The organism is Agromyces molybdatiresistens, assembly GCF_052748445.2.
On the sequence record NZ_CM188258.1, the window covers coordinates 2,608,553 to 2,634,893 of the forward strand.

Here is a 26,341-nt window from a genome sequence, read left to right on the forward strand (position 1 = left end):
ACTGTCGCATCCGCCAACGGATCGCAGGATCACTTGGCCCGATGCCACAGAACTGGTTGCGATCCGGCCACGATCGGCGGGTCAGCGCACCGCCGTCGCGCGCAGCCGCGCCGCCGCCTGCCGGATGCGCTCGTCGGTCGCGGTGAGCGAGAGCCGCACGTGCTCCGGGAAGTGCGGCCCGTAGAAGTACCCGGGGCCGGCGAGGATCCCGAGATCGGCGAGCCGCTCGATCGACGCCCATGCGTCGCGCCCCTCGGTCGCCCAGAGGTAGAGGCCCGCCTCGCTGTGGTCGATGCGGAAGCCCGCGTCCTCGAGCGCGGGCTTCAACAGTTCGCGGCGCGCGCGGTAGCGCGCCTTCTGCTCCGCCACGTGCGCCTCGTCGGCGAGGGCGACCGTCATCGCCGCCTGGAGCGGCGCGGGGACCATGAGCCCGGCGTGCTTGCGGGCGGTCGTCAGCCGTGCGATGAGGTCGGCGTCGCCGCCGACGAACGCCGCACGGTAGCCGGCCATGTTCGACTGCTTCGAGAGCGAGTAGATCGCGAGCACGCCGCGCGCGTCGCCGCCCGTGACCTCGGGGTGCAGCACGCTCGGCACGGCGCCCTCCTCCCAGGGCGACTCCCAGCCGAGCTCCGCGTAGCACTCGTCCCCCACGACGACCGCGCCGAGCTCGCGAGCGCGCTCCACCGCGCGGCGCAGCTCGGAGACGTCGAGCACGCGACCATCGGGATTGCCGGGCGAGTTCAGCCAGACGAGACGGGTGTTCGCGGGCCAGTCGGCCGGGTCGTCGGATGCCACGGCCTCGGCGCCCGCGAAGATCGCGCCCATCTCGTACGTCGGGTAGGCCGCCCGTGGGTGCACGACCGCGTCGCCGGCCCCCACCCCGAGGAAGAACGGGAGCAGCGCGACGAGTTCCTTGGAGCCGATCGTCGGCAGCACGCCATCCGTCTCGAGGCCCTCGACGCCGCGGCGTCGTGCGAACCACTCGACGATCGCCCGGCGCAACGCGGTCGTTCCGACCGTGGTCGGGTAGGAGTGCGCATCCGTCGCCGCAGCGAGGGCCTCGCGCACGAGCTGCGGCGTCGGATCGATCGGCGAGCCGATCGACAGGTCGACGATGCCGTCGCGATGCGCTGCGGCGCGATCGCGATACGGGACCATGAGGTCCCAGGGGTACTCGGGCAGGGCCCCGAGCGCCATGGTCAGTGACCCTGCGGGGGCAGCGCGGCGATCAGCGGGTGGTCCTTCGGGATGACGCCGACCTTCGCGGCGCCGCCGGGCGAGCCGACCTCGTCGAAGAACTCGACGTTCGCCTTGTAGTAGTCGGCCCACTCGTCGGGGAGGTCGTCCTCGTAGTAGATCGCCTCGACCGGGCACACCGGCTCGCAGGCGCCGCAGTCGACGCACTCGTCGGGGTGGATGTAGAGCGACCGCTCACCCTCGTAGATGCAGTCGACGGGGCACTCGTCGATGCAGGCACGGTCCTTCACATCGACGCACGGCAGGGCGATGACATAGGTCACGGTGGGTCGGTGTCCCTTCGGTGATGCTGGACTGCCAGTCTATGCGCGGCGCGCGTCGCGCGTCGGCAGCGAGGGCCACGCGACGACCAATACGGAAATGATCGCCGGCCCGATCGCCCACACCATCCCGACCACGCCGTCGGCCACGAGCACCGATCCGCCGGGGCCCGGCAGCGCGAGCACGGCCACGGTCGCGACGATGCCCGCCGCAGCGGCGGTGGCGGCGCCACGCCCGCCCGCGACGAGGCGGATGCCGATCAGCAGCGCGGCCACGCCGACGAGGCCCGCGACGACGCCCCACGGGATCGAGACCCCGCCGACCTCGATCGCGTGCCGGTGGCCGATCGTCGCGACGGTGCCGTAGACGACCCCGATCGCGAACGCGATGGCGTACGTTCCGATCCGGGAGCCGAGCGAGCGGCGCTCGGCGCCGGCGCTCACGGCGCCGGCGTCACGGTGTAGGTCACCGTGCCGCCCTCACCTGCCAGGATCACCAGGTGATCGCCGTCGGTGTAGACCGATCCGGCGTCGCTCGCGGGCGCGAGCGTGTCGTCCTCCGTGAAGCCGGCGCCCTCGAGCGTGCGGCGCGCATCGCCCAGCGGATCGGCCGCCTCCGAGCTCAGCACGACCATCCAGCCGTCGGTGGTCGCCGCACCGCCGGCGAGCTCGACCGTGCCGTCGATGATCGGCACGGACTGCGGGAAGTCCGCCGGCATCTCGCCGCTCAGGTCGACCTGACCGCCCGTCGCCTCCTCGACGGTGTCCTCGACGCCGCGCTCGACGAGGTCCTGGGCGGCTCCGCCGCAGCCGGAGAGCAGCGCTGCCGCGGCGAGGCTCGCGGCGAGTGCCGCGGCGACGCGAGCGCGGGTGGTGAGGTGAGGCATGGGCGCGAGTCTATCCGCCGCTCCTGAAGCGGCCGGCCGAATGCCGCGAGCAGGGCCCTCGCCCATGCCGTAGCGTGGTCGGCGGTGCGGCCGAACCGCCGCGGGAAGGACGATCGACGATGACCGAGCAGCCCCGGACCGACGAGAACCGGCCGGCCGTCCGCGTCGAGCGCGACGGCGTCGTGGCGACCGTGGTCATCGACCGGCCGAAGGCGCTCAACGCGCTCTCCCCCGACGTCCTCCGTGCGCTCGCCGACGCGTTCGACGACCTGGAGGACGAGCGCGACGCCGTCCGCGGCGTGCTCGTCGTCGGCGAGGGCGGGCGCGCGTTCGTCGCGGGCGCCGACATCCGCGCACTCTCGACCCTCACGCCGGACGAAGGTGCGGAGGCCGCCCGGCTCGGACACCGGGTCGCGGCGGCGATCGAGGCCTTCCCCGCCCCCGTCATCGCATGCGTCGACGGCTTCGCGCTCGGCGGGGGGCTCGAGCTCGCACTCGCGTGCGACATGATCTACGCGACCGACGCGTCGTCCTTCGGCCAGCCCGAGGTGCGCCTCGGCGTCATCCCCGGCTTCGGCGGCACGGTGCGACTCCCTCGCGCGGTCGGGCTGTCGCTCGCGAAGGAGCTCATCTTCACCGGTCGCCGCATCGACGCCGCGACCGCCGAGGCAGCCGGGCTCGTCGCACGGCGGTTCGCCGACCGCGACGCGCTGCTCGCCGGTGCCCGCGCGACGATCGAGGAGGTCGCCGCCAACGCGTGGACGGCCGTCGCGCTCGCCAAGCGCGTGCTCGTCGAGGCGGCGGGGACGCCGACCGCCACGGCCTCGGGCCTCGAGGTCGCCGGCTTCGCCGATGCCTTCCGGACCGAGGACCTGCGCGAGGGCATGGCCGCCTTCATCGAGAAGCGCGAGCCCGAGTTCTCGGGTCGCTGAGGCGACGGATGCCGCGGCTCGCGCCGCAATCGACGCCGACTCGCGTCGCGGATGCCGCGCGTCGCGGGGGCGCCACCGCCACGACGTCGGAGGCGACGGAGCGAGCGCGCCCGCGCGTCAGCCCGTGACGTGCGAGCTCAGCCAGGCCATCCCGTCGAACCGGGCGCCGTCGGCGCCGTACATCTCGAGGTGCAGGTGCGGGCCGGTCGACTGGCCGGTGGTGCCGACGGCGCCGAGCGGCTGGCCGGCGGTGACGCGCTGGCCGGGTGAGACCGCGAGCGAGCCGTACTGCATGTGCGCGTAGAGCGACGTGAGGACGACACCGTCGATGTTGTGCTGCACCTCGACCATGACGCCGAGACCGCCGCCGGCCTCCGTCGCCGTGATCACGACGCCGTCGGCGATCGAGCCGATGGTCGCGCCGAGGCCGGGGTTGAAGTCGATGCCGTCGTGGAAGGTCGAGCATCCCGCACAGGGGGCGATGCGCGGACCGAAGCCGGACGCGGTGCGCGACGGGTCGACCGGCCACACGACGCGGTCGGCCTGGAGCAGCGACACGTCGCCCAGTCCGGCGACGCTCGACTGGATGGGCGGCGGAGCCGCCTCGACGTCCCAGTGGCCGACCTCGATCGGTTCGAGGGCCACCTCGGAGCCGACCTCGAGCGTCTGCGACCGGAGCGACGGCGTGTCCGCGGCCGGCGCGTACACCGAAGCGCGCGCCACGGTGTCGGTCGCGGTCACCGCGAGTGCGGGCACGCTCGTGGAGAGCAGCATGCCGCCGGCGAAGGTCATCGCGCCGATCGTCATGACGGGTCGCAGCGCGGCGGCGGCGCGGCGGCTGCCGGACGAACGGGAGCCGGCCTCGGATGCGGCGAACGATGCGCTGGCGGAGGTCGAGGTGCTGGTGGGGGATGCGGGGGCGGTGCGGCGGTAGCGGGGGCGGCCGGCCGCACGGCGGCCGTGCTGGGGGAGGTTCATATGCGGGGGAAGTTTCGGAGCTCAGGTAACGGTTGCGTAACGACAGAGTCGGGTTTCGAAGAACCCGACAACCATACGAGGGGCTTTCTGTGAGGTTCCTCCATCCGCCCCCTACCCGGACGGGGACGACCGCCACGCTCCACGAACGCCGAAGGGGATGCCGCGGCGTCCCCGCGGCATCCCCTTCGCTGCTCGGAGGCTAGCCCTGCTTCTTCAGGCGCGACGCAGCACGTGCCCGAGCGGTCGCGTCGAGCTCCACCTTGCGGATGCGCACCGCCGTCGGCGTGACCTCGACGCACTCGTCCTCGCGCGCGAACTCGAGGCACTCCTCGAGCGACAGCTGTCGCGACGGGGTCATCGACTCGAAGGTGTCGGCCGTCGACGAACGCATGTTCGTCAGCTTCTTCTCCTTGGTGATGTTGACGTCCATGTCGTCATTGCGCGAGTTCTCGCCGATGACCATGCCCTCGTAGACCTCCTCGGTGGGGTTCACGAAGAAGGTCATGCGCTCCTGCAGCGCGATGATCGCGAACGGCGTCACGACTCCCGCCCGGTCGGCGACGATCGAGCCGTTGTTGCGCGTGACGATCTGGCCGGCCCACTCGTCGTAGCCGTGCGAGATCGCGTTCGCGATGCCGGTGCCGCGCGTGGTCGTCATGAACTCGGTCCGGAAGCCGATCAGGCCGCGGCTCGGAACGATGAACTCCATGCGGACCCAGCCGGTGCCGTGGTTCGACATGTTGTCCATGCGGCCCTTGCGCGCGGCGAGGAGCTGGGTGATCGCGCCGAGGTACTCCTCGGGCGCGTCGATCGTGAGGTGCTCGTACGGCTCGTGCAGCTTGCCGTCGACCTGCTTGGTGACCACCTGCGGCTTGCCCACGGTGAGCTCGTAGCCCTCGCGGCGCATCTGCTCGACCAGGATGGCGAGTGCGAGCTCGCCGCGACCCTGCACCTCCCACGCGTCCGGACGGCCGATGTCGACCACCTTCAGCGAGACGTTGCCGATGAGTTCGCGGTCGAGGCGATCCTTGACCATGCGGGCCGTGAGCTTGTGCCCCTTGACCTTGCCGACGAGCGGCGAGGTGTTCGTGCCGATCGTCATCGAGATCGCAGGCTCGTCGACCTCGATCACCGGGAGCGGACGCACGTCCTCCGCATCGGCGAGCGTGTCGCCGATCATGATGTCCTCGAAGCCGGCGACCACCGCGATGTCGCCCGGGCCGGCGCTCTCCGCGGGGTACCGGTCGAGTGCCTTCGTGAGGAAGAGCTCGGTGACGCGGACGTTCTGCACGGAGCCGTCGTGCTTGACCCAGGCAACCGTCTGGCCCTTCTTGATGGTGCCGTGGAAGACGCGGAGCAGCGCGAGGCGACCGAGGAACGGCGAGGCATCGAGGTTCGTGACGTGCGCCTGAAGCGGGTGCTCGTCGTCGTACGTCGGGGCCGGGATGTGCTCCAGGATCGCCTCGAACAGCGGCTCGAGGTCGTCGTTGTCGGGCAGCTCGCCGTTCGCGGGCTTGTGGTGGCTCGCCGCGCCGTTCCTGCCCGAGGCGTACACCACCGGGACGTCGAGGATCGCGTCCAGGTCGAGGTCGGGCACGTCGTCCGCGAGGTCGGACGCGAGGCCGAGCAGGAGGTCCTGGCTCTCGGCGACGACCTCGTCGATGCGCGCGTCGGGCCGGTCGGTCTTGTTCACGAGCAGGATCACCGGCATGCGCGCCTCGAGCGCCTTCCGGAGTACGAAGCGCGTCTGGGGCAGCGGGCCCTCGCTCGCGTCGACGAGCAGGACCACGCCGTCGACCATGGACAGGCCGCGCTCGACCTCGCCGCCGAAGTCGGCGTGGCCGGGGGTGTCGATGACGTTGATGGTGACCGGGGTGCCGCCCGCGTGGACACCGTTGTACGAGATCGCCGTGTTCTTGGCGAGGATCGTGATGCCCTTCTCGCGCTCGAGTTCGTTCGAGTCCATCGCACGTTCCTCGACGTGGGCGTGCTCGGCGAACGAGTGCGTCTGGTTGAGCATCGCGTCGACGAGCGTCGTCTTGCCGTGGTCGACGTGGGCGACGATCGCGACGTTGCGCAGGTCGTTGCGGGTGGCCTTGGCCATGGTGTGGTCCTCGCGTGGCCGCCGGTCGCCGTGGGGCTCCGGGGCGCGGATCGGCAGCGCCGGGGCGCTGGTGTGGGAGTCGGTGGGAGCGCGAGGAGCCGATGCACACGGATCGCGCCCGACCAGCCTACCGCGTCCTGTGCAAACGGCGGACGCCCGGCCCCCACGGGAGGGGCCGGGCGTCCGTCGGCGATCAGCGTCGACTATGCGCCGAGCTGGAGGTTCGCCCCCGGGATCGCCGCGAGGAGATCCTTCGTGTACTGCTCCCTCGGGTTCTCGAACACGTCGTCCGTGGCCGCGGCCTCGACGATCCGGCCCTTCTGCATCACGCAGACGTTGTCGGCGATGACGCGCACGACCGCGAGGTCGTGGGTGATGAAGAGGTACGTGAGGTCGAGCTCGGCCTGCAGGTCGGCGAGCAGGCGCAGGATCTGGGCCTGCACGAGCACGTCGAGTGCCGACACGGCCTCGTCGAGGACGACGATCTCGGGCTTCAGTGCGAGTGCACGCGCGATCGCGATGCGCTGGCGCTGGCCGCCGGAGAGCTCGTTCGGGTAGCGACCCACGAGGGTCCGCGGCAGCGACACCTGGTCGAGCAGCTCCATCACCCGGGCGCGACGCGACGCGCGGTCGCCCACGCCGTGCGTGACGAGCGGCTCCGAGATCGTGTTGCCGATGTTGCGGAGCGGGTTCAGCGACCCGTACGGGTCCTGGAACACGGGCTGCATCCGGCTGCGGAGGTCGAACAGCTCCTTGCCGGTCAGGCTCGCGAGGTCCTTGCCACCGACGAGGATCTTGCCGCTGGTGACATCCTCGAGCTTCAGCAGCATCTTCGCGACCGTCGACTTGCCCGAGCCCGACTCGCCCACGAGGGCGGTGGTCGTGCCCTTCGGGATCTGGAACGAGACCTGGTCGACGGCCGTGAAGTCGCCCGAGCCGCGGATCTTGAAGACCTTCGTCAGGTCTTCGACGACGATCGCCGGCGGCTGCGCCGCCAGCGCCTCGTGCGCCTCGGCACGCGCCTCGGCCGTCGCGATCAGGTCGATCGTGTCGGTCGTGGTCGCCGGCTCCGAACCGAGCTCGGGCGCGGCGTCGGTGCCGTGGACCGACTTGATGCGGCGCGAGGCGAGGCTGGGCGCCGCGGCGACCAGGCGCTGCGTGTACGGGTGCTGCGGGTTCTGCAGGATATCGAGCGACGGGCCCGACTCCACGACCTTGCCCTTGTACATGACGACGAGCTGCTCGGCGCGCTCAGCGGCGAGGCCGAGGTCGTGCGTGATGAAGAGCAGGGTCGTGCCGAGCTCGCGCGTCAGGGACTCGAGGTGGTCGAGGATGACCCGCTGCACGGTCACGTCGAGGGCCGACGTCGGCTCGTCGGCGATGAGCAGCTGCGGGTCGGCCGAGAGCCCGATGCCGATGAGCACGCGCTGGCGCATGCCGCCGGAGAACTGGTGCGGGAACTGCTTGAGGCGCCGGTCGGCGTCCTGCAGGCCGGCCTGCTTCAGCACCTCGATGGCCCGAGCCCGGACCTCCTTGCGCCCGGACGCGATGCCGTTGGCCTTGACGGCCTCCTCGACCTGGAATCCGATCGACCAGACCGGGTTCAGGTTCGACATCGGGTCCTGCGGGACGAAGCCGATCTTGCGGCCGCGGATCGCCTCCATCTCCTTCTTCGACGCCTTGGAGATGTCCTGGCCGTCGAGGAGGATCTGGCCGCCGGCGATCTCGCCCGAACCCGGCAGCAGGTTGATGATCGCGTGCGCGGTCGTCGACTTGCCCGAACCGGACTCGCCCACGATGGCGAGGCTCTGTCCGCGGTAGAGCGTGATGTTCACGCCGTCGACCGCCCTGGCCTTGCCCTCCTGGGACGTGAAGTCGACCTTGAGGTCCTTGATCTCGAGGAGCGGGCGCTCCTCGCCGTCGGGCGTGGTGTGGTTCACGTCGGTTCCGTTCACGGTCGAGGTCATCGCTGCGCCCTCGCCTTCGGGTCGAGCGCGTCGCGGACGACCTCGCCGAGCATGATGAAGCTCAGCACGGTGACCGACAGCGCGATGGAGGGCAGGATCAGCGTCTGCGGGTTCGTCCGGAGGTCGACCTGCGCCTGGCTGATGTCATTGCCCCACGACATGGTGCTCGAGGGCAGTCCGACGCCGAGGAACGACAGGGTCGCCTCCGCGACGATGGCCGAGGCGAGCGAGATCGTCGTGATCACGATCACGGGAGCGATCGAGTTCGGCAGGACGTGACGCCAGAGGATCCGCAGCCGCGTGACGCCCACGGCCGTGGCCGCCATGACGAAGTCGGAGTTCTTCACCCTGAGGATCTCGGCCCTGAGCACACGCGCCGTCGCCGGCCACGCGAAGATGCCGATCGCGAGTGAGATCGTCCACACGCTCGCGTACTGCGAGAGCACCGACATGATCACGACCGCCGCGAGGATGTAGGGGATCGAGAAGAAGATGTCGCCGAGGCGCGAGAGGACCGCGTCGACCCAGCCGCCGTAGAAGCCCGCGAGCGAACCGAAGAAGATGCCGAGCGAGGCGACGAGGAACGTCACGATGAGGCCCACCGACAGCGAGGTCGACGTGCCGTGGATGATGCGCGAGTAGATGTCGCAGCCCTGGCGGTTGTAGCCGAGAACGCTGCCGTCTCCCGGGCCCTGGTTGCTCAGCGAGAGCTGGCAGTACCGCGGGTCGACGCTCGTGAAGAGGGTCGGGAACAGCGCCACGACCACGATCAGCACGATGAGGGCCGAGGAGATCCAGAACATCGGACGCTTGCGCACGTCGCGCCAGGCGTCGGTCCAGAGGTTCGTCGGCTTGCCCTCGGCCTTGACCGAGTCGATCGCGACGAGCGGGGTCTCGTCGATCGGCGCGACGAAGTGCGCCTGAGTGGGTCGGGTGTTACTTGGCATAGCGGATCCTCGGGTCGAGAACGGCGTACAGCAGATCCACCAGCAGGTTGATGACGAGGTAGATCAGCACCATGACGGTCACGAACGAGACGACGGTCGGCCCCTCGCCGCGGATGATGGCCTGGTACAGGGTGCGTCCCACGCCGGGGACGTTGAAGATGCCCTCGGTGACCGTCGCGCCGACCATGAGCACGCCGAAGTCGACGGCGAGGTAGGTGACGACGGGGATCAGCGAGTTGCGCAGGATGTGCACGGGGACGATGCGGCTCCGCGACAGGCCCTTGCTCGCGGCGGTGCGAACGAAGTCCTGTCCTCCCGTGTCGATGACCGACGCCCGTGTCAGTCGAACGATCTGGGCGAAGCTGATCGTCGCCAGCACGATGGCCGGCAGGATCAGGTCTTGGATCGGAGCTCCCGGTCCGACCGTCGTCCGGAACCAGCCGAGCTGGATTCCGAACACGTACTGTGCCACGAAGGCGACGACGAAGACCGGCAGGGAGATGAGGATCAGGCTGACGACGAGGAAGCTCGCGTCGAAGATGCCGCCCTTGCGCAGGCCCGAGACGAGGCCGATGGTGATGCCGAAGACCATCTCGATGAGGACCGCGATGATCGCGAGGCGCAGGGTGACGGGGAACGTCTCGGCGAGGATCTCGGAGACCGGCTGGCCGGAGAAGGAGACGCCGAAGTCGCCCTGGAAGATGCCGCCGAGGAAGAGCAGATACTGCACGATGAACGGCTGGTCGAGGTTGTACCGCTCACGGACGGCCTCGAGCACCTGGGGCGGAGGGGTCTTGTCGCCGAAGAGGGCGACGACGGGATCGCCCGGCATGGCGAAGACCATGAAGTAGATCAGGAAGGTGGTACCGAGCAGTACAGGGATCGCCTGGAGCAGTCGGCGCGCGATGTAGCCGGCCATGGATCAGGCCCCGCGATCTGCGTGTGTTGACATTGTGGAAGAAACCTCACCGTTATGGGAGTGCGCACACACGATGTTACGCGCCTCGGCGCACCCCGGATACGTGGGAGTGGGGCGGCGATCCACTGGACCGCCGCCCCACGGGCGTCAGAGAGTCTAACCCCCCGACACCCCCGTTCGAGAATTACTCGCTCTTGGTGACCTGGTGGTAGAGCGGCACCGAGTTCCAGCCGAACTCGACGTTCTCCACCTGCTCACCCCACGCGCCGTTGACGGTCGAGTACCAGAGCGGGATCGCGGGGAGGTCCTCGAAGAGGATCTCCTGCGCCTGCTGGAACTTCTCGATGCCGGCCTCGACCTCGGTCTCGCTGAGGCCCTCCTCGATGAGCGCGTCGAACTCGGGGTTCGAGTAGTCACCGTCGTTGGAGCCCGCGCCGGTCACGTAGATCGGTCCGAGGAAGTTGGAGAGCGACGGGTAGTCGGCCTGCCAACCGGTGCGGAAGCCGGTCTGGATGGTGCGGTCGGTGATCGCGGTGCGGAACTCCGCGAAGGTCGGGTACGGAGCACCCGAGGCGTCGATGCCCAGCTCGTTCTTGATCTGGTTGGTCACCGCGTCGACCCAGCCCTGGTGGCCGCCGTCGGCGTTGTAGCCGATCTGGAACGAACCCTCCCACGGGCTGATGGCGTCGGCCTCGGCCCACAGCTCCTTGGCGAGCTCCGGGTCGTACTCCAGGACCTCGCTACCGGGGATGTCCTCCGAGTAGCCGTCGATGACCGGCGAGGTGAAGTCGTGCGCCGGGGTGCGGGTACCCGAGAAGATCACGTCGGTGACCTCTTCGCGGTTGATCGCGTGCGAGATCGCGGCGCGGCGGAGCTTGCCCTCCTCGCCACCGAAGTGCGCGAGACGGTCCGGGACCACGAACGACTGGAAGATCGCCGCGCCCTGGGTGACGGAGCGGTCGCCGAACTCGTCCTGGAAGGTCGAGAGCGCGCTGTCCGGGATGGCGTCGAGGATGTCGAGGTTGCCACCCTGGAGGTCGGCGTACGCCGCGTCCTGCGTGGCGTAGAAGATGATCGAGAGACCACCGTTGGCAGCCTGGCGGCCGCCCTGGTAGTCCTCGTTCTTCACGAGGTCGATGCGCTCGTTGTGCTTCCACGCACCCTCGCCGTCGAGCATGTAGGGGCCGTTGCCGATCGGGTTCTCACCGAAGGCCTCGAGGTCCTCCCACGCCGCCTCGGGCAGCGGGAAGAACGCCGAGTAGCCGAGTCGCAGCGGGAAGTCGGACTCCGGCTGGCTCAGGGTCACGGTGAAGGTGCGGTCGTCCACGACCTCGAGGCCGGACAGCTCGTCGACGTTCTCGTCGTAGCTGAAGCCCTCGATCGAGTCGAAGAAGTAGCTCGAGAGCTGCGCGTTGTCGAGCGCGGCACCGTAGTTCCAGGCCTTCACGAACGAGTCGGAGGTGACGGGCTCGCCGTTGGTGAACTCCTGACCCTCCTTGATCGTGATGGTGTAGGTCTGCGAGTCCTCGGTCTCGATGGACTCGGCCATGTCGTTGACCGGAGCGCCGTCGGCGTCGTAGTAGACCAGACCCGCGAAGATCGAGTCGAGGATCTTGCCGCCACCGGTCTCGTTGGTGTTGGTCGGGACCAGCGGGTTCTGGGGCTCAGAGCCGTTGGTCGTGATGATCGCGGTCGAGTCGCCCGCCGGCGCCTCCGGCTCGTTGCTGGACGAGCAACCGGCGAGCGTGAGCGCACCGGCCGCCGCAAGAGCAATGGCGGCTACGCCGATTCTCTTGATCTTCAATGTTCCTCCTGTGAGATGAGCGCACGACTGCGCGATTCGTGGTCGAGCAGGGGCGCTGGTAGGTGAATCGAGACTATAAGCGGGTTCGAGCCGAACAAACTTCACGGCGGAACCGTTACCGAGGCGCAATCTTGCGAGGTCCGGCTGCGCAGATGAGCAGCCGCAGACGCATGATTCTTGCGCCGAGGCGCCGTGCGAGGATTGCCGCATGCCCGCGGCACGACGTCTCCGCATCGAGATCGCCATCGTCCTCGCACTCTCGCTCGGGGCCTCCGCCGTGTACTCCATCGTGGCGATCGTCGCGCGGCTCACCGCCGATCGCCCGCTCGGCGAGCAGAGCGCCGCCCTCAACCAGTCGCGGTCGTCGCGCGAGTGGCTCGACTTCACCTACCAGTTCCTCGACGTCGCATTCGGCCTCGCGGTCGTGGCACTCGTGCTCTACCTGCTGTGGGAGCCCGGCCGCAGCCCGTTCCGCCGCATCGGCTTCGACCTGACGCGACCGGGCAGGGACGCGGCATCCGGCCTGCTGCTCGCGGCGGCCATCGGCGTGCCCGGCCTCGCCCTCTACGCGGCCGGCCGCGCGCTGGGGTTCACCGTGGCCATCGTGCCGCAGTCGCTCGACGCGTACTGGTGGACGATCCCGATCCTCGTGCTCGCCGCGCTGAAGGCCGCCCTCACCGAGGAGCTCATCGCAGTCGGCTACCTCTTCACGCGGTTGCGCGAACTCGGCGTCGGCCCGTGGGCGACGATCCTGGCGAGCGCGCTGCTGCGCGGCAGCTACCACCTCTACCAGGGCTTCGGCGGCTTCGTGGGCAACGCCGTCATGGGCGTCGTCTTCGGGTGGGCCTACACGCGATGGGGCCGCACGATGCCGCTCGTCATCGCGCACTGGCTCCTCGACGTCGTGAGCTTCGTCGGCTACCCGCTCGCGCTCGGCTGGTGGCCCGAGCTGTTCGCGCCTCCGGCCGATTGACCGACCGGCGCCTCGGGCCGGGCGGGCCGGGGCGACGGATGCCTCGGCCGCGGCGCCTCGGCGACGTGATGCCCCCCGGCGAGCGCGACGACCGTCGCGGGCATCGGCGGCAGCGTCTCCTCCGGAGGTTCGACGCGGAGGTCGGAGTCGTTCGCGCGCACGAGCGCGCCGTCGATCCAGCTGCGACGCCCCGGCGTGCAGACCGACGAGAACTGCTCCGCTCCCCCGTAGAACCCGCCGCGCGAGAGGTCGCTCAACGACTCGGCGCGACGCAGGGCGTCGGCCAGCTGCGGATTGCGCCGGTCGAGCAGGCCGGCGCGTTGCTCGAGCCCGAGCCCGCGCGATCCGGCGAGCGTGCAGCCCACCATGACCCCGGCGAACCCGAGCGTGGCGAGCAGGGCGACGACATCCATCGGGATCATGCGCACCCCCTTCGTGCGAGTGATCCTCAGTGTACTCCCGGGGGCGTTCGGCGGGAGGGCCCGGATGTCGCGGCCGCGGGCCGCGCGGAACATGGTCCACGCCGGGCCGGACGGGCCCGCTCGCACGCCGGGAGAAGGAACCATGGACCTCGCACACGCCCTGAACGCCGGCGGCCTCGCCGGCCGTCGCACCGAGCACCGCTTCACGGCCGACGAGGCGGAGATCCGCGAGGCCGAGCAGCGGGTGGCGCGCCGCCGCGCGGCCGCGGTCGAACGTCGGCCGATCGCGTTCACCGAGCGCGGGCGGCACGCCGCGCCGCGGACGGCCTGACGGCCGCCCGCGACGCACGAACGCCCGCTACGCGAACGCCTCGATGGGCGGGCAGGCGCACACGAGGTTGCGGTCGCCGTACGCCTGGTCGATGCGCCGCACCGGGGCCCAGTACTTGTTGCGCACGAGCGAGTGCACGGGATAGACCGCCTGCTCGCGCGTGTAGGGGTGCGTCCACTCCCCCGCGATGACCGACTCTGCGGTGTGCGGGGCGTTGCGGAGCGGGTTGTCCTCGGCGGGCCACTCGCCACGGCCCACGGCGTCGGCCTCGGCCCTGATCGCGATCATCGCCTCGACGAACCGGTCGAGCTCGGCGAGGTCCTCCGACTCGGTCGGCTCGACCATGAGGGTGCCGGCGACCGGGAAGGACATGGTCGGCGCGTGGAAGCCGTAGTCGATCAGGCGCTTGGCGACGTCGTCGACCGTGACCCCGGTCTCCGCGGTCAGCGGTCGCAGGTCGAGGATGCACTCGTGCGCGACGAGTCCGTTCTCGCCCGTGTAGAGCACCGGGTAGTGGTCGCGCAGGCGCGCGGCCACGTAGTTCGCCGCGAGCACCGCGGTCGCCGTCGCCTGCTTCAGGCCCTCGGCGCCCATCATCCGCACGTATGCCCACGAGATCGGCAGGATCGACGGGCTGCCGTACGGCGCCGCCGAGACGGGGCCGCCGTCGTGCGTGACACCGCCCGCGTGATCGGCGCGCTGCGCCATCGGGTGGCCGGGCAGGTGCGGCGCGAGGTGCGCCTTCGCCGCGACCGGGCCGACGCCGGGGCCGCCCCCGCCGTGCGGGATGCAGAACGTCTTGTGCAGGTTGAGGTGCGAGACGTCGCCGCCGACGTCGCCGAACCGGGCGAAGCCCAGCAGCGCGTTCAGGTTGGCGCCGTCGATGTAGACCTGGCCGCCGGCGTCGTGCACGGCCTGCGTGATGTCCTTCACCTCGTGCTCGTAGACGCCGTGCGTCGACGGGTAGGTGATCATGAGCGCGGCGATGTGCTCGGCATTCGCGGCGATCTTCGCGCGCAGGTCGTCGAGGTCGACGTTGCCGAGCTCGTCGGTCGCGACGACGACGACCTTCATGCCCGCGAGCACCGCCGAGGCGGCGTTCGTGCCGTGCGCGCTCGACGGGATCAGGCACACATCGCGCTCGGTGTCGCCGTTGGCGAGGTGGTAACCGCGGATGGCGAGCAGGCCCGCCAGCTCGCCCTGGCTGCCCGCGTTCGGCTGCAGCGACACGGTGTCGTACCCGGTGACCTCGGCGAGCCAGCTCTCGAGCTGCTCGATGAGCCCGAGGGAGCCGCGCACGTCGGCCTCGGGCGCGAACGGGTGCAGGTTCGCGAACTCGGGCCACGTGACGGCCTGCATCTCGGTGGCGGCGTTGAGCTTCATGGTGCACGAGCCGAGCGGGATCATGCCGCGGTCGAGCGCGTAGTCGCGGTCGGCGAGGGTCTTCAGGTACCGCATCATCTGGGTCTCGGACTGGTGCGTGTTGAACACCGGGTGCTCGAGGTACGACGACGTGCGCCGCATCGACGCGGGCAGGCTGGCGGGCAGTGCGCGGAGCGCGACCGGCACCTCCGTGCGCGGGTCGAACCCGAAGGCCTCGACCACGAGCGAGAGCTCGGCCGCGGTGGTCGTCTCGTCGACGGCGACGTGCACGGTCGCCTCGTCGGCCTCCCAGAGGTTCACCCCGAGCTCGCGACCGCGCGCGACCACGTTCGCGGCGAGCCCCGGCACGTGCACGCGGATGGTGTCGAAGTACGCGTCGTGCGCGAGCGTCAGTCCGTACCCGGTGAGCGCGTCGGCGAGCGCCTTCGCCTTCGCCGCGGTCGACACCGCGATGTGACGGATGCCGCGGGGCCCGTGGTACACGGCGTACATCGACGCCATGACCGCGAGGAGCACCTGCGCGGTGCAGATGTTCGACGTCGCCTTCTCGCGGCGGATGTGCTGCTCGCGCGCCTGGAGGCTGAGCCGGTACGCGGGGTGGCCCGCGGCATCCTGCGAGACGCCGACGAGGCGCCCGGGGAGCTGCCGCTCGAGGCCCTTCCGCACGGCCATGTAGCCCGCGTGCGGGCCGCCGAAGCCCATCGGCACGCCGAAGCGCTGCGAGGTGCCGACCGCGACATCCGCCCCCAGCTCGCCGGGGCTCGTGAGCAGCGCCATCGCGAGCAGGTCGGCCGCGACGACCGCGAGCGCGCCCTGCTCCTTCGAGGCGGCGATGACCGGGCCCGGGTTCCACACGCGGCCCGAGGCGCCCGGGTACTGCACGAAGAGGCCGAAGTGCTCGCCGAGCGCGGCGGCATCCGTCGTCTCGTCGAGGTCGGCGACGACGATCTCGATTCCGACCGCCCCGGCGCGCGACGCGAGGAGCGCCCGGGTCTGCGGCAGCGCGTCGGCGTCGACGACGAAGCGGTTCGACCGCGACTTCGAGGCGCGCCGCGCGAGCAGCATGCCCTCGACCACCGCCGTGCCCTCGTCGAGCATCGAGCCGTTGGCGGTGTCGAGCCCCGTCAGGTCGGCGACCATCGTCTGGAAGTTGAGGATCGCCTCGAGGCGGCCCTGCGAGATCTCGGGCTGGTACGGGGTGTAGGCCGTGTACCAGCTCGGGTTCTCGAGCACGTTGCGCTGGATCACGGCCGGCGTGATCGTGCCCGAGTAGCCGAGCCCGATCATCGACGTGCGAACGGTGTTCGCGTCGGCGAGTGCGCGGAGCTCGTCGAGCGCCTCGCGCTCGGTCGCGGCGACCGGGATGACCGAGTCGAGCACCTCGTGCATGCGGATGGCGCTCGGCACCGCCGCATCCATGAGCGCGTCGAGCGAGTCGTAGCCGAGCGCGGCGAGCATCCACTCGTGGTCGCGCGGGGTGGTGCCGATGTGCCGGCGCCCGAAGGCGTCGACGTCGAAGGCCGGGGAGGTGCTGGTGGTCATCGTCTTCCTCGGAACGGACTACTCGCCCGTGAGGGCGCGGTACTCGTCGTGGCTGAGCAGGGCGGGCAGCGAGGTGGTGGTGAGCTTCAGGAGCCATCCGTCGCCGAAGGGGTCGCTGTTGACGAGCTCGGGCGAGTCGACGACGGCCTGGTTCGACTCGACGACCTCGCCGTCGACCGGGGCGAACAGCTCGCCGACGGACTTGGTCGACTCGATCTCGCCGACGACGGTGCCGGCGACGACGGTGCTGCCCGCGTCGGGCAGGTCGACGTAGACGACGTCGCCGAGCTTCTCGGCGGCGTAGTCGGTGATGCCCACGGTGACGGTGTCGCCGTCGACCCTCACCCACTCGTGCTCGGCGGTGTACTGCAGTTCGCTGCGGTCGGTCATGGGGTGCTCCCTCGTGATGTCGTGTGGTTCGGTCCGGCGTGGCCGCCGGGTGGTCGTGCGGTCAGGCGCCGCGCTTGTAGAAGGGCAGGGCGGCGACGGATGCCGCGACGCGCGTGCCGCGGACGTCGACGAAGAGCCGCGATCCGGTCTCCGCGACGTCGGGGGCGACGAAGGCCATCGCGACGGGGTGTCCGAGCGTCGGGGACAGCGCGCCGGAGGTGACCTCGCCGACCTTCCGGGCCTCGTCGCCCTCGCCGTCGAACACCGCGTAGCCGGCGCGCGGGGCGCGGCGCCCCTCGGCGGTGAGGCCGACGAGCACGGGAGCGCCCTCGGCCGGGCCCTCCTCGATGGCGGCGCGGCCGACGAAGTCGCCCTCCTTCGTCAGCGCGACCACGCGGCCGAGGCCGGCCTGCACGGGCAGGATGTCGCGGGAGAGCTCGTGCCCGTAGAGGGGCATGCCCGCCTCGAGGCGGAGCGTGTCGCGGCTCGCGAGGCCGCACGGGACGACGCGGGGGCCACCGGTCTCCTGCAGCGCCGCCCACAGCGCCGACGCCCGCTCGGGGGCGACGTAGAGCTCGAAGCCGTCCTCGCCCGTGTACCCGGTGCGGGCGACCAGCACGGGGACGCCCTCCCAGGTCGCGGCGATCGCACGGTAGTACTTCAGCTCGGCGACGGCGGCGACGAAGTCCTCCTCGTCGTTGCCGGGCCCCTCGATGCCGAAGCCGGGCGTCTGCTGGAGCACTTCGAGCGCGTCGGGTCCCTGCAGTGCGACGAGCGCGATGTCGTCGGACTCGTCGAAGACCTCCGTGTCGAAGGGCGCGGTGCGCGAGCGGAGCTCCTCGGCGACGACCCGGCGGTTCGCCGCGTTGGCGACCACCATGTAGCGGTCGGTTCCGGTGCGGTAGACGACGATGTCGTCGACGACCCCTCCGTCGCGTGCGAGCAGCAGCGAGTACTTCGCCTGGCCCTCGACGATCGCCGAGAGCTTGCCGGCGAGGGCGTAGTCGAGCGCGTCGGCCGCCTCGGGCCCGACGACCACGATCTCGCCCATGTGCGAGAGGTCGAAGAGGCCGGCGTGCTCGCGGACCGCGTGGTGCTCGGCGAGGTCGCTCGAGTAGCGGACGGGCATCTGCCAGCCGGCGAAGTCGGTGAACGACGCGCCTGCGGTGCGGTGCACCTCGTCGAGAGGGCTGCGGCGCTCGGTGGTGCCGGGGTCGGTGGTTCCGGGTGCGTCGGTCACGAGTTCTCCAGGATCGCGCGGATCACGCGGCGGTCGCCGCGGAAGAACTCCCCCTCTGTCATGGGCCTGAGAGCTTCGCGACGCCCCGGGGGAGCTGTGCTTTCACCTTCGGCGGGAAGCCGCCGTTGCGGCATCCGCTTTTCAGAGTCGGCCTCGTCATCGCGGTGATGCGACCTGAGAGATTGGCGGGGAGGCTTGCTCCTTCGGTGCCGGCGCGCCCGATCTGGCTGGACTGCCGGCTCTCCCGCGATGCGTCGATGGCCCGGTATGCGGTTGTCGGGGGAAGTCTAGCAACGCGGGCTCGCGCGGCCGCCCTCGCGGGTCCGCGTCACGCGATTGGCGTTCGTGTCACGGTGACTGTAAGCTGCATCCAGCAGACTTCGCGTCACGATGACTCGAAGTACCGAGCGAGAGGGGCGACGGATGTCGCAGCACGACGCGCACGCGCGCCTGGCCGTGTCAACGGTCATCTTCGCCCTCGCTCCCGACCAGGCCGACGGCATCGCCGACGACCGCGAACGGCCCGCGAGCCTCCGCATCCCGCTCGTGCGGCGTCTCCGCGAGCCCGGGCTCGGACGCTGGGCGCTGCCCGGCGGCTGGCTGCCCGTGATCGAGGCGCTCGACGACGCCGCCGCCCGCACGCTGCGCGAGACGACCGGCCTCGCCCCGAAGTACCTCGAGCAGCTGTACACGTTCGGCGACCCCGACCGCTCCCCCGGCGAGCGCGTCGTCTCCGTCGTCTACTGGGCGCTCGTGCACTCCGACGAGGTCGAGCGCGCCGTCTCCGACGAGAACGTCCGCTGGTTCGACGAGGACGCGCTGCCCGAGCTCGCGTTCGACCACGCGGCGATCATCGACTACGCGCTGCGGCGCCTGCGCACCAAGCTCGTCTACTCGCGCATCGCGCACGCCCTCCTCGGCGAGCGCTTCACGATGGCCGAGCTCCGGCGCGTGCACGAGGCCGTGCTCCGGCGTCGCCTCGACCCGGCGAACTTCCGCCGCACGATCGAGGCCTCGGGCACGCTCATCGACACCGGTGAACGCCTCGCCGGCACCCGGCACCGCCCGCCGGCGCTCTACCGCTTCGATCCCGCCCACTCCCCCGTGGCGTCGCCCTCACCGGCGCCGTCGGGGTCGCCGCGCGCGGCATCCGTCGCCGCATCCCCGACCAGGCCCGGAACGCACAGCAAGGAACCGCAATGAGCACCACCGCCACCACGCCAGAGCGCGAGGTCCGCCTCGCGGCATCCGTCGACCGGACCATCCGGCTCATCACCACCGGGAAGGCGGCGGGCGAGACCTGCGCGCCCGACCTCGCGAAGGGCCCGTGGGAGTTCGACGCCGGCCCCGCCGGCTACGGCCCGGGCTCGTCGATGGGCGACGTCATCCCCACGGGCGCTCCCCGCCAGGGCGCGCTGCCCGCCGAGTACCGCGAAGCCTCCGACGCCGAGCTGCACGAGCGCATCCGGGCCGCCAAGGCGACCCTCGGCGAGCGGGTCGTCGTGCTCGGGCACTTCTACCAGCGCGACGAGGTCGTGCAGCACGCCGACTTCACGGGCGACTCGTTCCAGCTCGCGAACGCCGCGATGACCCGCCCCGAGGCCGAGGCGATCGTCTTCTGCGGCGTGCACTTCATGGCCGAGACCGCCGACATGCTCTCGCGGCCCGACCAGGCGGTCATCCTGCCGAACCTCGCCGCGGGCTGCTCCATGGCCGACATGGCCGACGAGTCGGGCGTCGAGGAGTGCTGGGAGCAGCTCGCCGAGGTCTACGGCGACCTCACCGCCACCGACGCCGAAGGCCGCGTGCCGGTCATACCGGTCACCTACATGAACTCGTCGGCGGCGCTCAAGGGCTTCGTCGGGCGCAACGGCGGCATCGTCTGCACGTCCTCGAACGCCCGCGTCGTGCTCGAGGAGGCGTTCGAGCGCGGGCAGCGCGTGCTGTTCTTCCCCGACCAGCACCTCGGCCGCAACACCGCCAAGGCCATGGGCGTTCCGCTCGAGCAGATGCCGATGTGGAACCCCCGGAAGGCTCTCGGCGGCAACTCCGCCTCCGAGCTCGCCGACGCCCGCGTGATCCTCTGGCACGGCTTCTGCTCGGTGCACAAGCGCTTCACGGTCGACCAGATCGAGCGCGCCCGCGCCGAGCACCCCGGCGTGCAGGTCATCGTGCACCCCGAGTGCCCGATGCCGGTCGTCGACGCCGCGGATGCCGCAGGCTCGACCGACTTCATCGTGAAGGCGATCCAGGCGGCGCCCCCGGGCTCCACGTTCGCGATCGGCACCGAGATCAACCTCGTGCAGCGGCTCGCGGCCGAGCACCCCGAGCACGAGATCTTCTGCCTCGACCCGGTGGTCTGCCCCTGTTCGACGATGTACCGCATCCACCCCGGCTACCTCGCGTGGGTGCTCGAGGAGCTCGTCGCCGGGCGGGTCGTGAACCGCATCTCCGTGGCCGACGACGTCGCCGAGCCCGCGCGCCTCGCGCTCGAGCGGATGCTCGCGGCGAAGCCTCCGGCCTCCGTCCCGGTGCCCGCCGGGTCGACGATCGCGCAGGCGGCGGATGCCGCGGCGGCGCGCCGGGCGGCGGACGCCGTCGCGGCGGCCACCCCCGCGTCCGCGGCCACCGGAGCCTGACATGACCTCCGTGCTCGTCGTCGGCTCCGGCATCGCGGGCCTGTGGACGGCCATCCGCACCGCCGAGGCCGGATGCGACGTCACGGTCGTCACGAAGGGGGCGATCGGCGAGGGCTCCACGCCGTGGGCGCAGGGCGGCATCGCCGCCGCGATCTTCGCCGGCGATGCGCCGGCGCTTCACGCCGCCGACACGCTCGCCGCCGGAGCAGGGCTCGGCGACGCCGGGGCCGTTCGCGTGCTCACCGACGAGGGGCCCGCGCGCATCCGCGACCTCATCCGGTTCGGCGTCGCGTTCGACCACGACGAGTCCGGGCTCGCGCGCGGCCTCGAGGCGGCGCACTCCCGGGCGCGCATCCTGCACGCGGGCGGCGACGCGACGGGCGCGGCGATCGAGTCCGCGCTCGTCGACACGGTGCGCCGGCGCGGCATCCGGGTCCTGGAGCGCTCGACGCTCGTCGACCTCTTGGTCGAGGGCGGTCGGGTGGTCGGCGCGCTGGTGCTCGACGAGCGCGGGACCACGGCCGGCGGCGGCCCGGCGATGCGCGAGCTCCGAGCGGATGCCGTGGTGCTCGCCACGGGCGGTACGGGCATGCTCTACGCGCACACCACGAACCCCGACGTCGCGACCGGCGACGGCGTCGCGGCCGCCGCCCGCGCCGGCGCGAGCGTCGCCGACCTGGAGTTCGTGCAGTTCCACCCGACGGCCCTCGCGGTGCCGGGGACCCCGCTCATCTCGGAGGCCGTGCGCGGCGAGGGTGCGGTCGTCCGCGACGCCGGCGGTGATCGGTTCCTCTTCGCGGTCGACGCGCGCGGCGAGCTCGCCCCGCGCGACGTCGTCGCGCGAGCCGTCTGGCGGCGGATGGCCGAGCAGGGCGGCGAACTTGTCCGCCTGGACGCGACCGCGCTCGGCGGCGCCTTCCTCGCCCGGCGGTTCCCGTCGATCGACCGGGCGTGCCGTGCCGCCGGCTTCGACTGGTCGCGCGAACCCGTGCCGATCGTGCCGGCCGCGCACTACGCGATGGGCGGCGTCGCCACCGACCTCGACGGACGTTCGAGCCTGCCCGGGCTCTGGGCCGTCGGCGAGACCGCGCGCACCGGTGTGCACGGCGCGAACCGCCTCGCCTCGAACTCGCTCCTCGAGGGCGCCGTGTTCGCCGAGCGCGCGGCCGCGTCGGTCGGGCACGCGGCATCCGTCCCGTTCCGCGCTCCCGCCCGGCAGATCCCCCGCGTCCAGGACGGCGGATATCCGATCCGGCCCGCCGGAGGCGGCAGGGGCGCGCACGGCGAGGCGGATCGGATATCCGCCGGTGTGGACAGGGGCGGGGCGGGGAAGCCCGTCGATCGGGGCGAGTTGCAGCGCCTGATGTGGGACCGCGTCGGGCTCGAGCGCGACGCGGCGGGCCTGGCCGAGGCATCCGCCCGGCTCGACGGATGGCGCGCGCCCCTGCCCGTCGACCGCCGCAGCGTCGAGGACCGCAACCTGCTCGACCTCGCCCGGCTCACGGCCGCCGCCGCGCTCGCCCGGACCACGAGCGTCGGCGCGCACACGCGCACCGACGCGACATCCGTCACCGAGACCCGAGAGGCCGCCTGATGACCGAACCACGCGAGATCGAGCGGCTCGTGCTCATGGCGCTCGACGAGGACGCGCCGTGGGGCGACCTGACCGGCGAGACCCTGATCCCGGAGGCCGCGACTGCGACGGCCGAGCTCGTCGCCCGCGAGCCCGGCGTCTTCAGCGGCGCACGCGTCGCCGAGGCGACGTTCCGGCTCGTCGACCCGCGCATCGCGGTCGAGGTGCTCGTCGCCGACGGCGACCGGTTCGCGGCGGGCGACGTGCTCGCCCGCGTGGCGGGGCCCGCCCGCGGCATCCTCCGCGCCGAGCGCGTCGCCCTGAACCTCGTGCAGCGGATGTCGGGCGTCGCGACGCTGACCGCCCGCTACGTCGCCGCGGTCGAGGGGACCCGTGCGCGCATCGTCGACACGCGGAAGACGACCCCGGGCCTTCGCAGCCTCGAACGGCAGGCGGTCCGCGACGGCGGCGGCCGCAACCACCGCCGCTCGCTCTCGGACGCGGTCATGGCCAAGGACAATCACCTGGCCGTGCTCACCGCGGGCGGCGCCGACCTCGCCGAGGCGCTCCGCGCCGCACGCGAGCGCATGCCGCACACGGCCCACCTCGAGGTCGAGGTCGACCGGGTCGAGCAGATCCCGGCCGTCCTGGCGGGCGGCGCCGACACGATCATGCTGGACAACTTCGACCTCGACGCGCTCCGCCAGGGCGTCGAGCTCATCGACGGCCGCGCGATCGTCGAGGCGTCCGGAGGCGTGAGCCTCGACACCGTCGCCGGGATCGCCGCGACCGGCGTCGACGTCATCTCGGTCGGCGCCCTCACGCACTCGGCGCGCGCGCTCGACCTCGGCCTCGACGTCGTGATCGAGTCGGACCCGGAGACGGCGCCGCGGGGGCCCGCGTGATCTTCGCCGACCACGCCGCCACGACCCCGGTCCGCCGCGAGGCGCTCGAGGCGATGTGGCCGTACCTCACGGGCGCGTTCGGCAACCCGTCGAGCCGCCACGGCGTCGGCGAGGAGGCCGCGCGGGCCCTGGCGTGGGCGCGCGACCAGGTCGCAGCGGTGGTCGGATGCCGCGCCGGCGACGTCGTCTTCACCTCGGGCGGCACCGAGGCCGACAACCTCGCCGTCAAGGGACTCGCGCTCGCGAACCCGCGCGGCCGCCACGTCGTGATCTCCCCCGTGGAGCACGAGGCCGTCATCGAGGCGGCCGACGCGCTGCGGCGCCTCCACGGATTCGAGGTCGACGAGGTCGCGGTCGACGGGACCGGTGCGGTCGTGCCCGGGGCGCTCGCGCGCGTCATCCGCCCCGACACGACCCTCGCCTCGGTGCAGCTCGCGAACAACGAGGTCGGCACCGTGAACCCGGTCGCGGAGCTCGCAGCCGTCGCGCACGCCGCGGGCGCGCTCATGCACACCGACGCGGTGCAGGCGGCCGGATGGCTGCCTCTGACGATCGACGAGCTCGGCGTCGACGCGCTCTCCCTCGCCGGTCACAAGGTCGGCGCACCGAAGGGCACGGGCGCGCTGGTGGTCCGCGGCCGCCTGCCCATCGAGCCCGTCCTGCACGGCGGCGGCCAGGAGCGAGGGCGTCGCTCGGGCACCGAGAACGTCGCCGGCGCGGTCGCGTTCGCCACGGCGCTGAGGCTCGCCGAGGACGAGCGAGCGGATGCCGCGGCTCGCGTCGGTGCGGCCGTGTCGCGCTTCCGCGAGCTCGTCGCGGCGTCGGTCCCGGGCGCCGTGCCGACCGGGCACCCCACGCGACGGCTGCCCGGCACCGCGTCGTACGTCTTCCCCGGGACGAGCGGCGAGGCGGTGCTCCTCGAACTGGAGCGGCGCGACGTCGTGGTCTCGAGCGGCTCGGCGTGCGCGGCCGGCAGCGACGAGCCGTCGCACGTGCTCACGGCGATGGGCGTCGCGCCCGAGGTCGCGCAGACCGCGGTGCGGTTCTCGTTCGGCGCCGAGACGACCGAGGCGGATGCCGCGACCGCGGCGAACGCGCTCGCCGCGGCCGTGTCGGCGGTGCGCGGTATCGTGCCCTGATCGGGCTCGGGCGCCGACGCCTGACCGTCGGGGGACGAGGTTCCGATGCATGCGTCGGCATGCATCGGGCCGATCGGGAATAGCGGTCGCGCGCACGCGGGTTGCACTCCTCGTCCGCCCGGGCCGGGCGGCAGCCCTGCCACGCCCGGCGAGCACGAGCACCGACGACGAGACGAAGAGACGACAGGACGCACCGTGAGCGAACGATCCGCACCCGACACCGATTCGATCACGGTGCCCGAGCCCGCCGACTTCGCCGAGGCGGAGGCCGCCGACCGCGTCATCGACGCGCACGTCATCGCCTCCCGCCCCGACCACGGCGCGCGCAACACCCGCGTGATCTGGCTCCTCCTGGCGGCCACGTTCACGGTCTTCCTCAACGAGACCATCATGAGCGTCGCCATCCCCCAGCTCGTCGACGACCTCGGCGTGACGCTCACGGCGGCGCAGTGGCTGACGACGGCGTTCATGCTGACCATGGCCGTCGTGATCCCCATCACGGGCTTCCTGCTGCAGCGATTCCCGACCCGGCCGATCTTCGGGGCGGCGATGACCCTGTTCTCGGCCGGCACCCTGCTCGCCGCGCTCGCCCCCGGCTTCGAGGTGCTCCTCGGCGGGCGCATCATCCAGGCCACCGGCACCGCGATCATGATGCCGCTGCTCATGACCACGCTCATGACGGTCGTCGCTCCGGCCGACCGCGGCCGGTTCATGGGGCGCGTGTCGATCGTCATGTCGGTCGCTCCCGCCATCGGACCGGCGATCTCCGGACTCATCCTCAACACGCTCGGCTGGCGGTACATGTTCTGGCTCGTGCTGCCGATCGCGGTCACGATGCTCGTCATCGGCCTGCGCCGCGTCGAGAACATCAGCGAGACGCGGGTCTTCCCGATCGACGTGTTCTCGGTCGTGCTCTCCGCATTCGGCTTCGGCGGGCTCGTGTACGGCCTGAGCCTCGTCGGCGAGGTCGCGAGCGGGCGCGCGCCCGGCGACGCGGTCCCCATGTGGATCGCGCTCGCCGTCGGAGCACTCGGCATCACGGCGTTCATCCTCCGGCAGCTGGTGCTGCAGCGCCGCGACCGGGCGCTGCTCGACCTGCGCACGTTCCGTTCGCGCAACTTCGCCATCTCGATCGCGCTCATGGCCGTGATGATGGCCGCGCTGTTCGGCACGATCATCCTGCTGCCCATCTACCTGCAGGAGGTGCTCGGGCTCGAGCCTCTGGCGACCGGGCTGCTCGTGCTGCCCGGCGGACTCGTGATGGGCCTGCTCGGCCCGACGGTCGGCCGGCTCTACGACAAGGTCGGTCCGACGCCGCTCCTCGTGCCGGCGAGCATCGGCGTGAGCGCGGTGCTCTGGTCGCTCACGCTCGTCTCCGAGACCACGCCGCCGTGGATGGTCCTCGCCGCCCACGTCGTGCTGTCGATCTCGCTCGCGTTCATGTTCACCCCGCTGTTCACGACCGCGCTCGGCTCGGTCGAGCCGCACCTGTACTCGCACGGATCGGCGATCGTCGGCACGCTGCAGCAGGTGGCCGGCGCGGCCGGCACCGCGCTCTTCATCACGGTGATGACCGCCACCGCCGTCGGCGCGACGACGGACGGAGCCGAGGCGATCGCCGCGCAGGCCGCGGGCGTGCGGAGCGCGTTCCTCGTCGGCGCCGTCATCTCGCTGCTGGCGATCGTCGGGGCGGCGCTCGTGCGCCGGCCGGCCGACATGATGGTGGGCGCGACGTCCGCCCACTGATCG

Annotated in this window: 24 protein-coding genes and 2 riboswitches; of the genes, 10 read left to right on the plus strand and 14 right to left on the minus strand. The window is 71.7% G+C overall.

The genetic code is table 11. From position 1 onward, the window contains the following. Positions 1 to 81 precede the first annotated feature (81 nt). Genes dapC through ACULK2_RS11950 form a run of 4 tightly spaced genes read right to left on the minus strand, consistent with a single transcriptional unit; the run spans position 82 to position 2,404 of the window. Positions 82 to 1,197: a succinyldiaminopimelate transaminase gene (gene dapC, locus ACULK2_RS11935; RefSeq protein ID WP_445967452.1), complete on the minus strand. Its 1,116-nt coding sequence runs from the start codon at positions 1,195 to 1,197 to the stop codon at positions 82 to 84. 2 nt (positions 1,198 to 1,199) lie between these two features. Continuing rightward, positions 1,200 to 1,520 (minus strand): ferredoxin, encoded by a 321-nt coding sequence (gene fdxA / locus ACULK2_RS11940; protein WP_129235541.1) that lies wholly within the window; start codon positions 1,518 to 1,520, stop codon positions 1,200 to 1,202. 39 nt (positions 1,521 to 1,559) lie between these two features. Then, positions 1,560 to 1,961 carry a hypothetical protein gene (locus ACULK2_RS11945; RefSeq protein ID WP_445967453.1) on the minus strand — a complete coding sequence of 134 codons (402 nt, stop codon included), beginning with the start codon at positions 1,959 to 1,961 and terminating at the stop codon, positions 1,560 to 1,562. Next, positions 1,958 to 2,404 carry a hypothetical protein gene (locus tag ACULK2_RS11950; RefSeq protein WP_445967454.1) on the minus strand — a complete coding sequence of 149 codons (447 nt, stop codon included), beginning with the start codon at positions 2,402 to 2,404 and terminating at the stop codon, positions 1,958 to 1,960. The genes ACULK2_RS11945 and ACULK2_RS11950 overlap by 4 nt, the downstream gene beginning before the upstream one ends. A gap of 119 nt (positions 2,405 to 2,523) precedes the next feature. Between ACULK2_RS11950 and ACULK2_RS11955 the strand changes: the two genes are divergently transcribed. After that, positions 2,524 to 3,336: an enoyl-CoA hydratase/isomerase family protein gene (locus ACULK2_RS11955; protein WP_445967455.1), complete on the plus strand. Its 813-nt coding sequence runs from the start codon at positions 2,524 to 2,526 to the stop codon at positions 3,334 to 3,336. Between the two features lie 117 nt (positions 3,337 to 3,453). Here ACULK2_RS11955 and ACULK2_RS11960 read toward each other — a convergent pair whose 3' ends face one another. Next, positions 3,454 to 4,128: a M23 family metallopeptidase gene (locus ACULK2_RS11960; protein WP_445967456.1), complete on the minus strand. Its 675-nt coding sequence runs from the start codon at positions 4,126 to 4,128 to the stop codon at positions 3,454 to 3,456. Between ACULK2_RS11960 and ACULK2_RS11965 the strand changes: the two genes are divergently transcribed. Next, the gene (locus tag ACULK2_RS11965; RefSeq protein WP_445967457.1) at positions 4,109 to 4,270 is read left to right on the plus strand and encodes a hypothetical protein; all 162 of its coding nucleotides are present in this window, start codon (positions 4,109 to 4,111) and stop codon (positions 4,268 to 4,270) included. The two genes, ACULK2_RS11960 and ACULK2_RS11965, sit on opposite strands and share 20 nt — an antisense overlap. Before the next feature lie 243 nt (positions 4,271 to 4,513). Here ACULK2_RS11965 and typA read toward each other — a convergent pair whose 3' ends face one another. The 5 genes from typA to ACULK2_RS11990 form a co-directional block, all read right to left on the minus strand. After that, entirely contained in the window at positions 4,514 to 6,418 is a 1,905-nt protein-coding gene (gene typA / locus ACULK2_RS11970) for a translational GTPase TypA (RefSeq protein ID WP_445967458.1), read from the minus strand. Between the two features lie 203 nt (positions 6,419 to 6,621). After that, complete coding sequence (locus ACULK2_RS11975) at positions 6,622 to 8,385, minus strand: dipeptide ABC transporter ATP-binding protein (protein ID WP_445967459.1); 1,764 nt, start codon at positions 8,383 to 8,385, stop codon at positions 6,622 to 6,624. Further along, positions 8,382 to 9,332 carry an ABC transporter permease gene (locus ACULK2_RS11980; RefSeq protein ID WP_445967460.1) on the minus strand — a complete coding sequence of 317 codons (951 nt, stop codon included), beginning with the start codon at positions 9,330 to 9,332 and terminating at the stop codon, positions 8,382 to 8,384. The genes ACULK2_RS11975 and ACULK2_RS11980 overlap by 4 nt, the downstream gene beginning before the upstream one ends. Beyond that, positions 9,322 to 10,251 (minus strand): ABC transporter permease, encoded by a 930-nt coding sequence (locus tag ACULK2_RS11985; protein WP_445967461.1) that lies wholly within the window; start codon positions 10,249 to 10,251, stop codon positions 9,322 to 9,324. The genes ACULK2_RS11980 and ACULK2_RS11985 overlap by 11 nt, the downstream gene beginning before the upstream one ends. Positions 10,252 to 10,435: 184 nt before the next feature. Then, on the minus strand, positions 10,436 to 12,055 hold the full coding sequence (locus tag ACULK2_RS11990; protein WP_445967462.1) for a peptide ABC transporter substrate-binding protein: 1,620 nt from the start codon (positions 12,053 to 12,055) through the stop codon (positions 10,436 to 10,438). A 208-nt stretch (positions 12,056 to 12,263) separates the two neighbouring features. On the opposite strand from ACULK2_RS11990, the gene ACULK2_RS11995 reads away from it, so the two are divergent. Continuing rightward, a complete protein-coding gene (locus tag ACULK2_RS11995) occupies positions 12,264 to 13,028 on the plus strand; it encodes a CPBP family intramembrane glutamic endopeptidase (RefSeq protein ID WP_445967463.1) in 765 nt (254 codons plus the stop codon). Here the strand turns inward: ACULK2_RS11995 and ACULK2_RS12000 are convergent. Further along, a complete protein-coding gene (locus ACULK2_RS12000; RefSeq protein WP_445967464.1) occupies positions 12,974 to 13,450 on the minus strand; it encodes a hypothetical protein in 477 nt (158 codons plus the stop codon). The two genes, ACULK2_RS11995 and ACULK2_RS12000, sit on opposite strands and share 55 nt — an antisense overlap. A 142-nt stretch (positions 13,451 to 13,592) precedes the next feature. Between ACULK2_RS12000 and ACULK2_RS12005 the strand changes: the two genes are divergently transcribed. Further along, positions 13,593 to 13,781, plus strand: coding sequence for a hypothetical protein (locus ACULK2_RS12005; RefSeq protein ID WP_445967465.1), 189 nt, complete (start codon positions 13,593 to 13,595; stop codon positions 13,779 to 13,781). A 27-nt stretch (positions 13,782 to 13,808) separates the two neighbouring features. On the opposite strand, the gene gcvP is transcribed toward ACULK2_RS12005, so the two are convergent. The 3 genes from gcvP to gcvT form a co-directional block, all read right to left on the minus strand. Further along, positions 13,809 to 16,706: an aminomethyl-transferring glycine dehydrogenase gene (gene gcvP, locus ACULK2_RS12010; RefSeq protein WP_445967466.1), complete on the minus strand. Its 2,898-nt coding sequence runs from the start codon at positions 16,704 to 16,706 to the stop codon at positions 13,809 to 13,811. Between the two features lie 18 nt (positions 16,707 to 16,724). After that, positions 16,725 to 17,096: a glycine cleavage system protein GcvH gene (gene gcvH, locus ACULK2_RS12015; protein ID WP_445967467.1), complete on the minus strand. Its 372-nt coding sequence runs from the start codon at positions 17,094 to 17,096 to the stop codon at positions 16,725 to 16,727. Between the two features lie 61 nt (positions 17,097 to 17,157). After that, positions 17,158 to 18,336, minus strand: coding sequence for a glycine cleavage system aminomethyltransferase GcvT (gene gcvT / locus ACULK2_RS12020; protein WP_445967468.1), 1,179 nt, complete (start codon positions 18,334 to 18,336; stop codon positions 17,158 to 17,160). A 45-nt stretch (positions 18,337 to 18,381) separates the two neighbouring features. Continuing rightward, positions 18,382 to 18,487: riboswitch (glycine riboswitch) on the minus strand. A 1-nt stretch (position 18,488) separates the two neighbouring features. Further along, a riboswitch (glycine riboswitch) is annotated at positions 18,489 to 18,593 on the minus strand. 166 nt (positions 18,594 to 18,759) lie between these two features. Here gcvT and ACULK2_RS12025 point away from each other — a divergent pair. From ACULK2_RS12025 to ACULK2_RS12050, 6 genes are all read left to right on the plus strand, one after another. Beyond that, positions 18,760 to 19,539 (plus strand): NUDIX hydrolase, encoded by a 780-nt coding sequence (locus tag ACULK2_RS12025; RefSeq protein ID WP_445967469.1) that lies wholly within the window; start codon positions 18,760 to 18,762, stop codon positions 19,537 to 19,539. Continuing rightward, positions 19,536 to 20,975 (plus strand): quinolinate synthase NadA, encoded by a 1,440-nt coding sequence (gene nadA / locus ACULK2_RS12030; protein ID WP_445967470.1) that lies wholly within the window; start codon positions 19,536 to 19,538, stop codon positions 20,973 to 20,975. Before ACULK2_RS12025 ends, nadA begins: the two co-directional genes overlap by 4 nt. 1 nt (position 20,976) lies before the next feature. Further along, positions 20,977 to 22,569: an L-aspartate oxidase gene (locus ACULK2_RS12035; protein WP_445967471.1), complete on the plus strand. Its 1,593-nt coding sequence runs from the start codon at positions 20,977 to 20,979 to the stop codon at positions 22,567 to 22,569. Next, positions 22,569 to 23,453, plus strand: a complete 885-nt coding sequence (gene nadC, locus ACULK2_RS12040; RefSeq protein ID WP_445967472.1) for a carboxylating nicotinate-nucleotide diphosphorylase — start codon at positions 22,569 to 22,571, stop codon at positions 23,451 to 23,453. Before ACULK2_RS12035 ends, nadC begins: the two co-directional genes overlap by 1 nt. Next, the gene (locus ACULK2_RS12045) at positions 23,450 to 24,592 is read left to right on the plus strand and encodes a cysteine desulfurase family protein (RefSeq protein WP_445967473.1); all 1,143 of its coding nucleotides are present in this window, start codon (positions 23,450 to 23,452) and stop codon (positions 24,590 to 24,592) included. The genes nadC and ACULK2_RS12045 overlap by 4 nt, the downstream gene beginning before the upstream one ends. Positions 24,593 to 24,787: 195 nt before the next feature. Next, positions 24,788 to 26,338: an MDR family MFS transporter gene (locus tag ACULK2_RS12050; protein ID WP_445967474.1), complete on the plus strand. Its 1,551-nt coding sequence runs from the start codon at positions 24,788 to 24,790 to the stop codon at positions 26,336 to 26,338. Positions 26,339 to 26,341 lie beyond the last annotated feature (3 nt).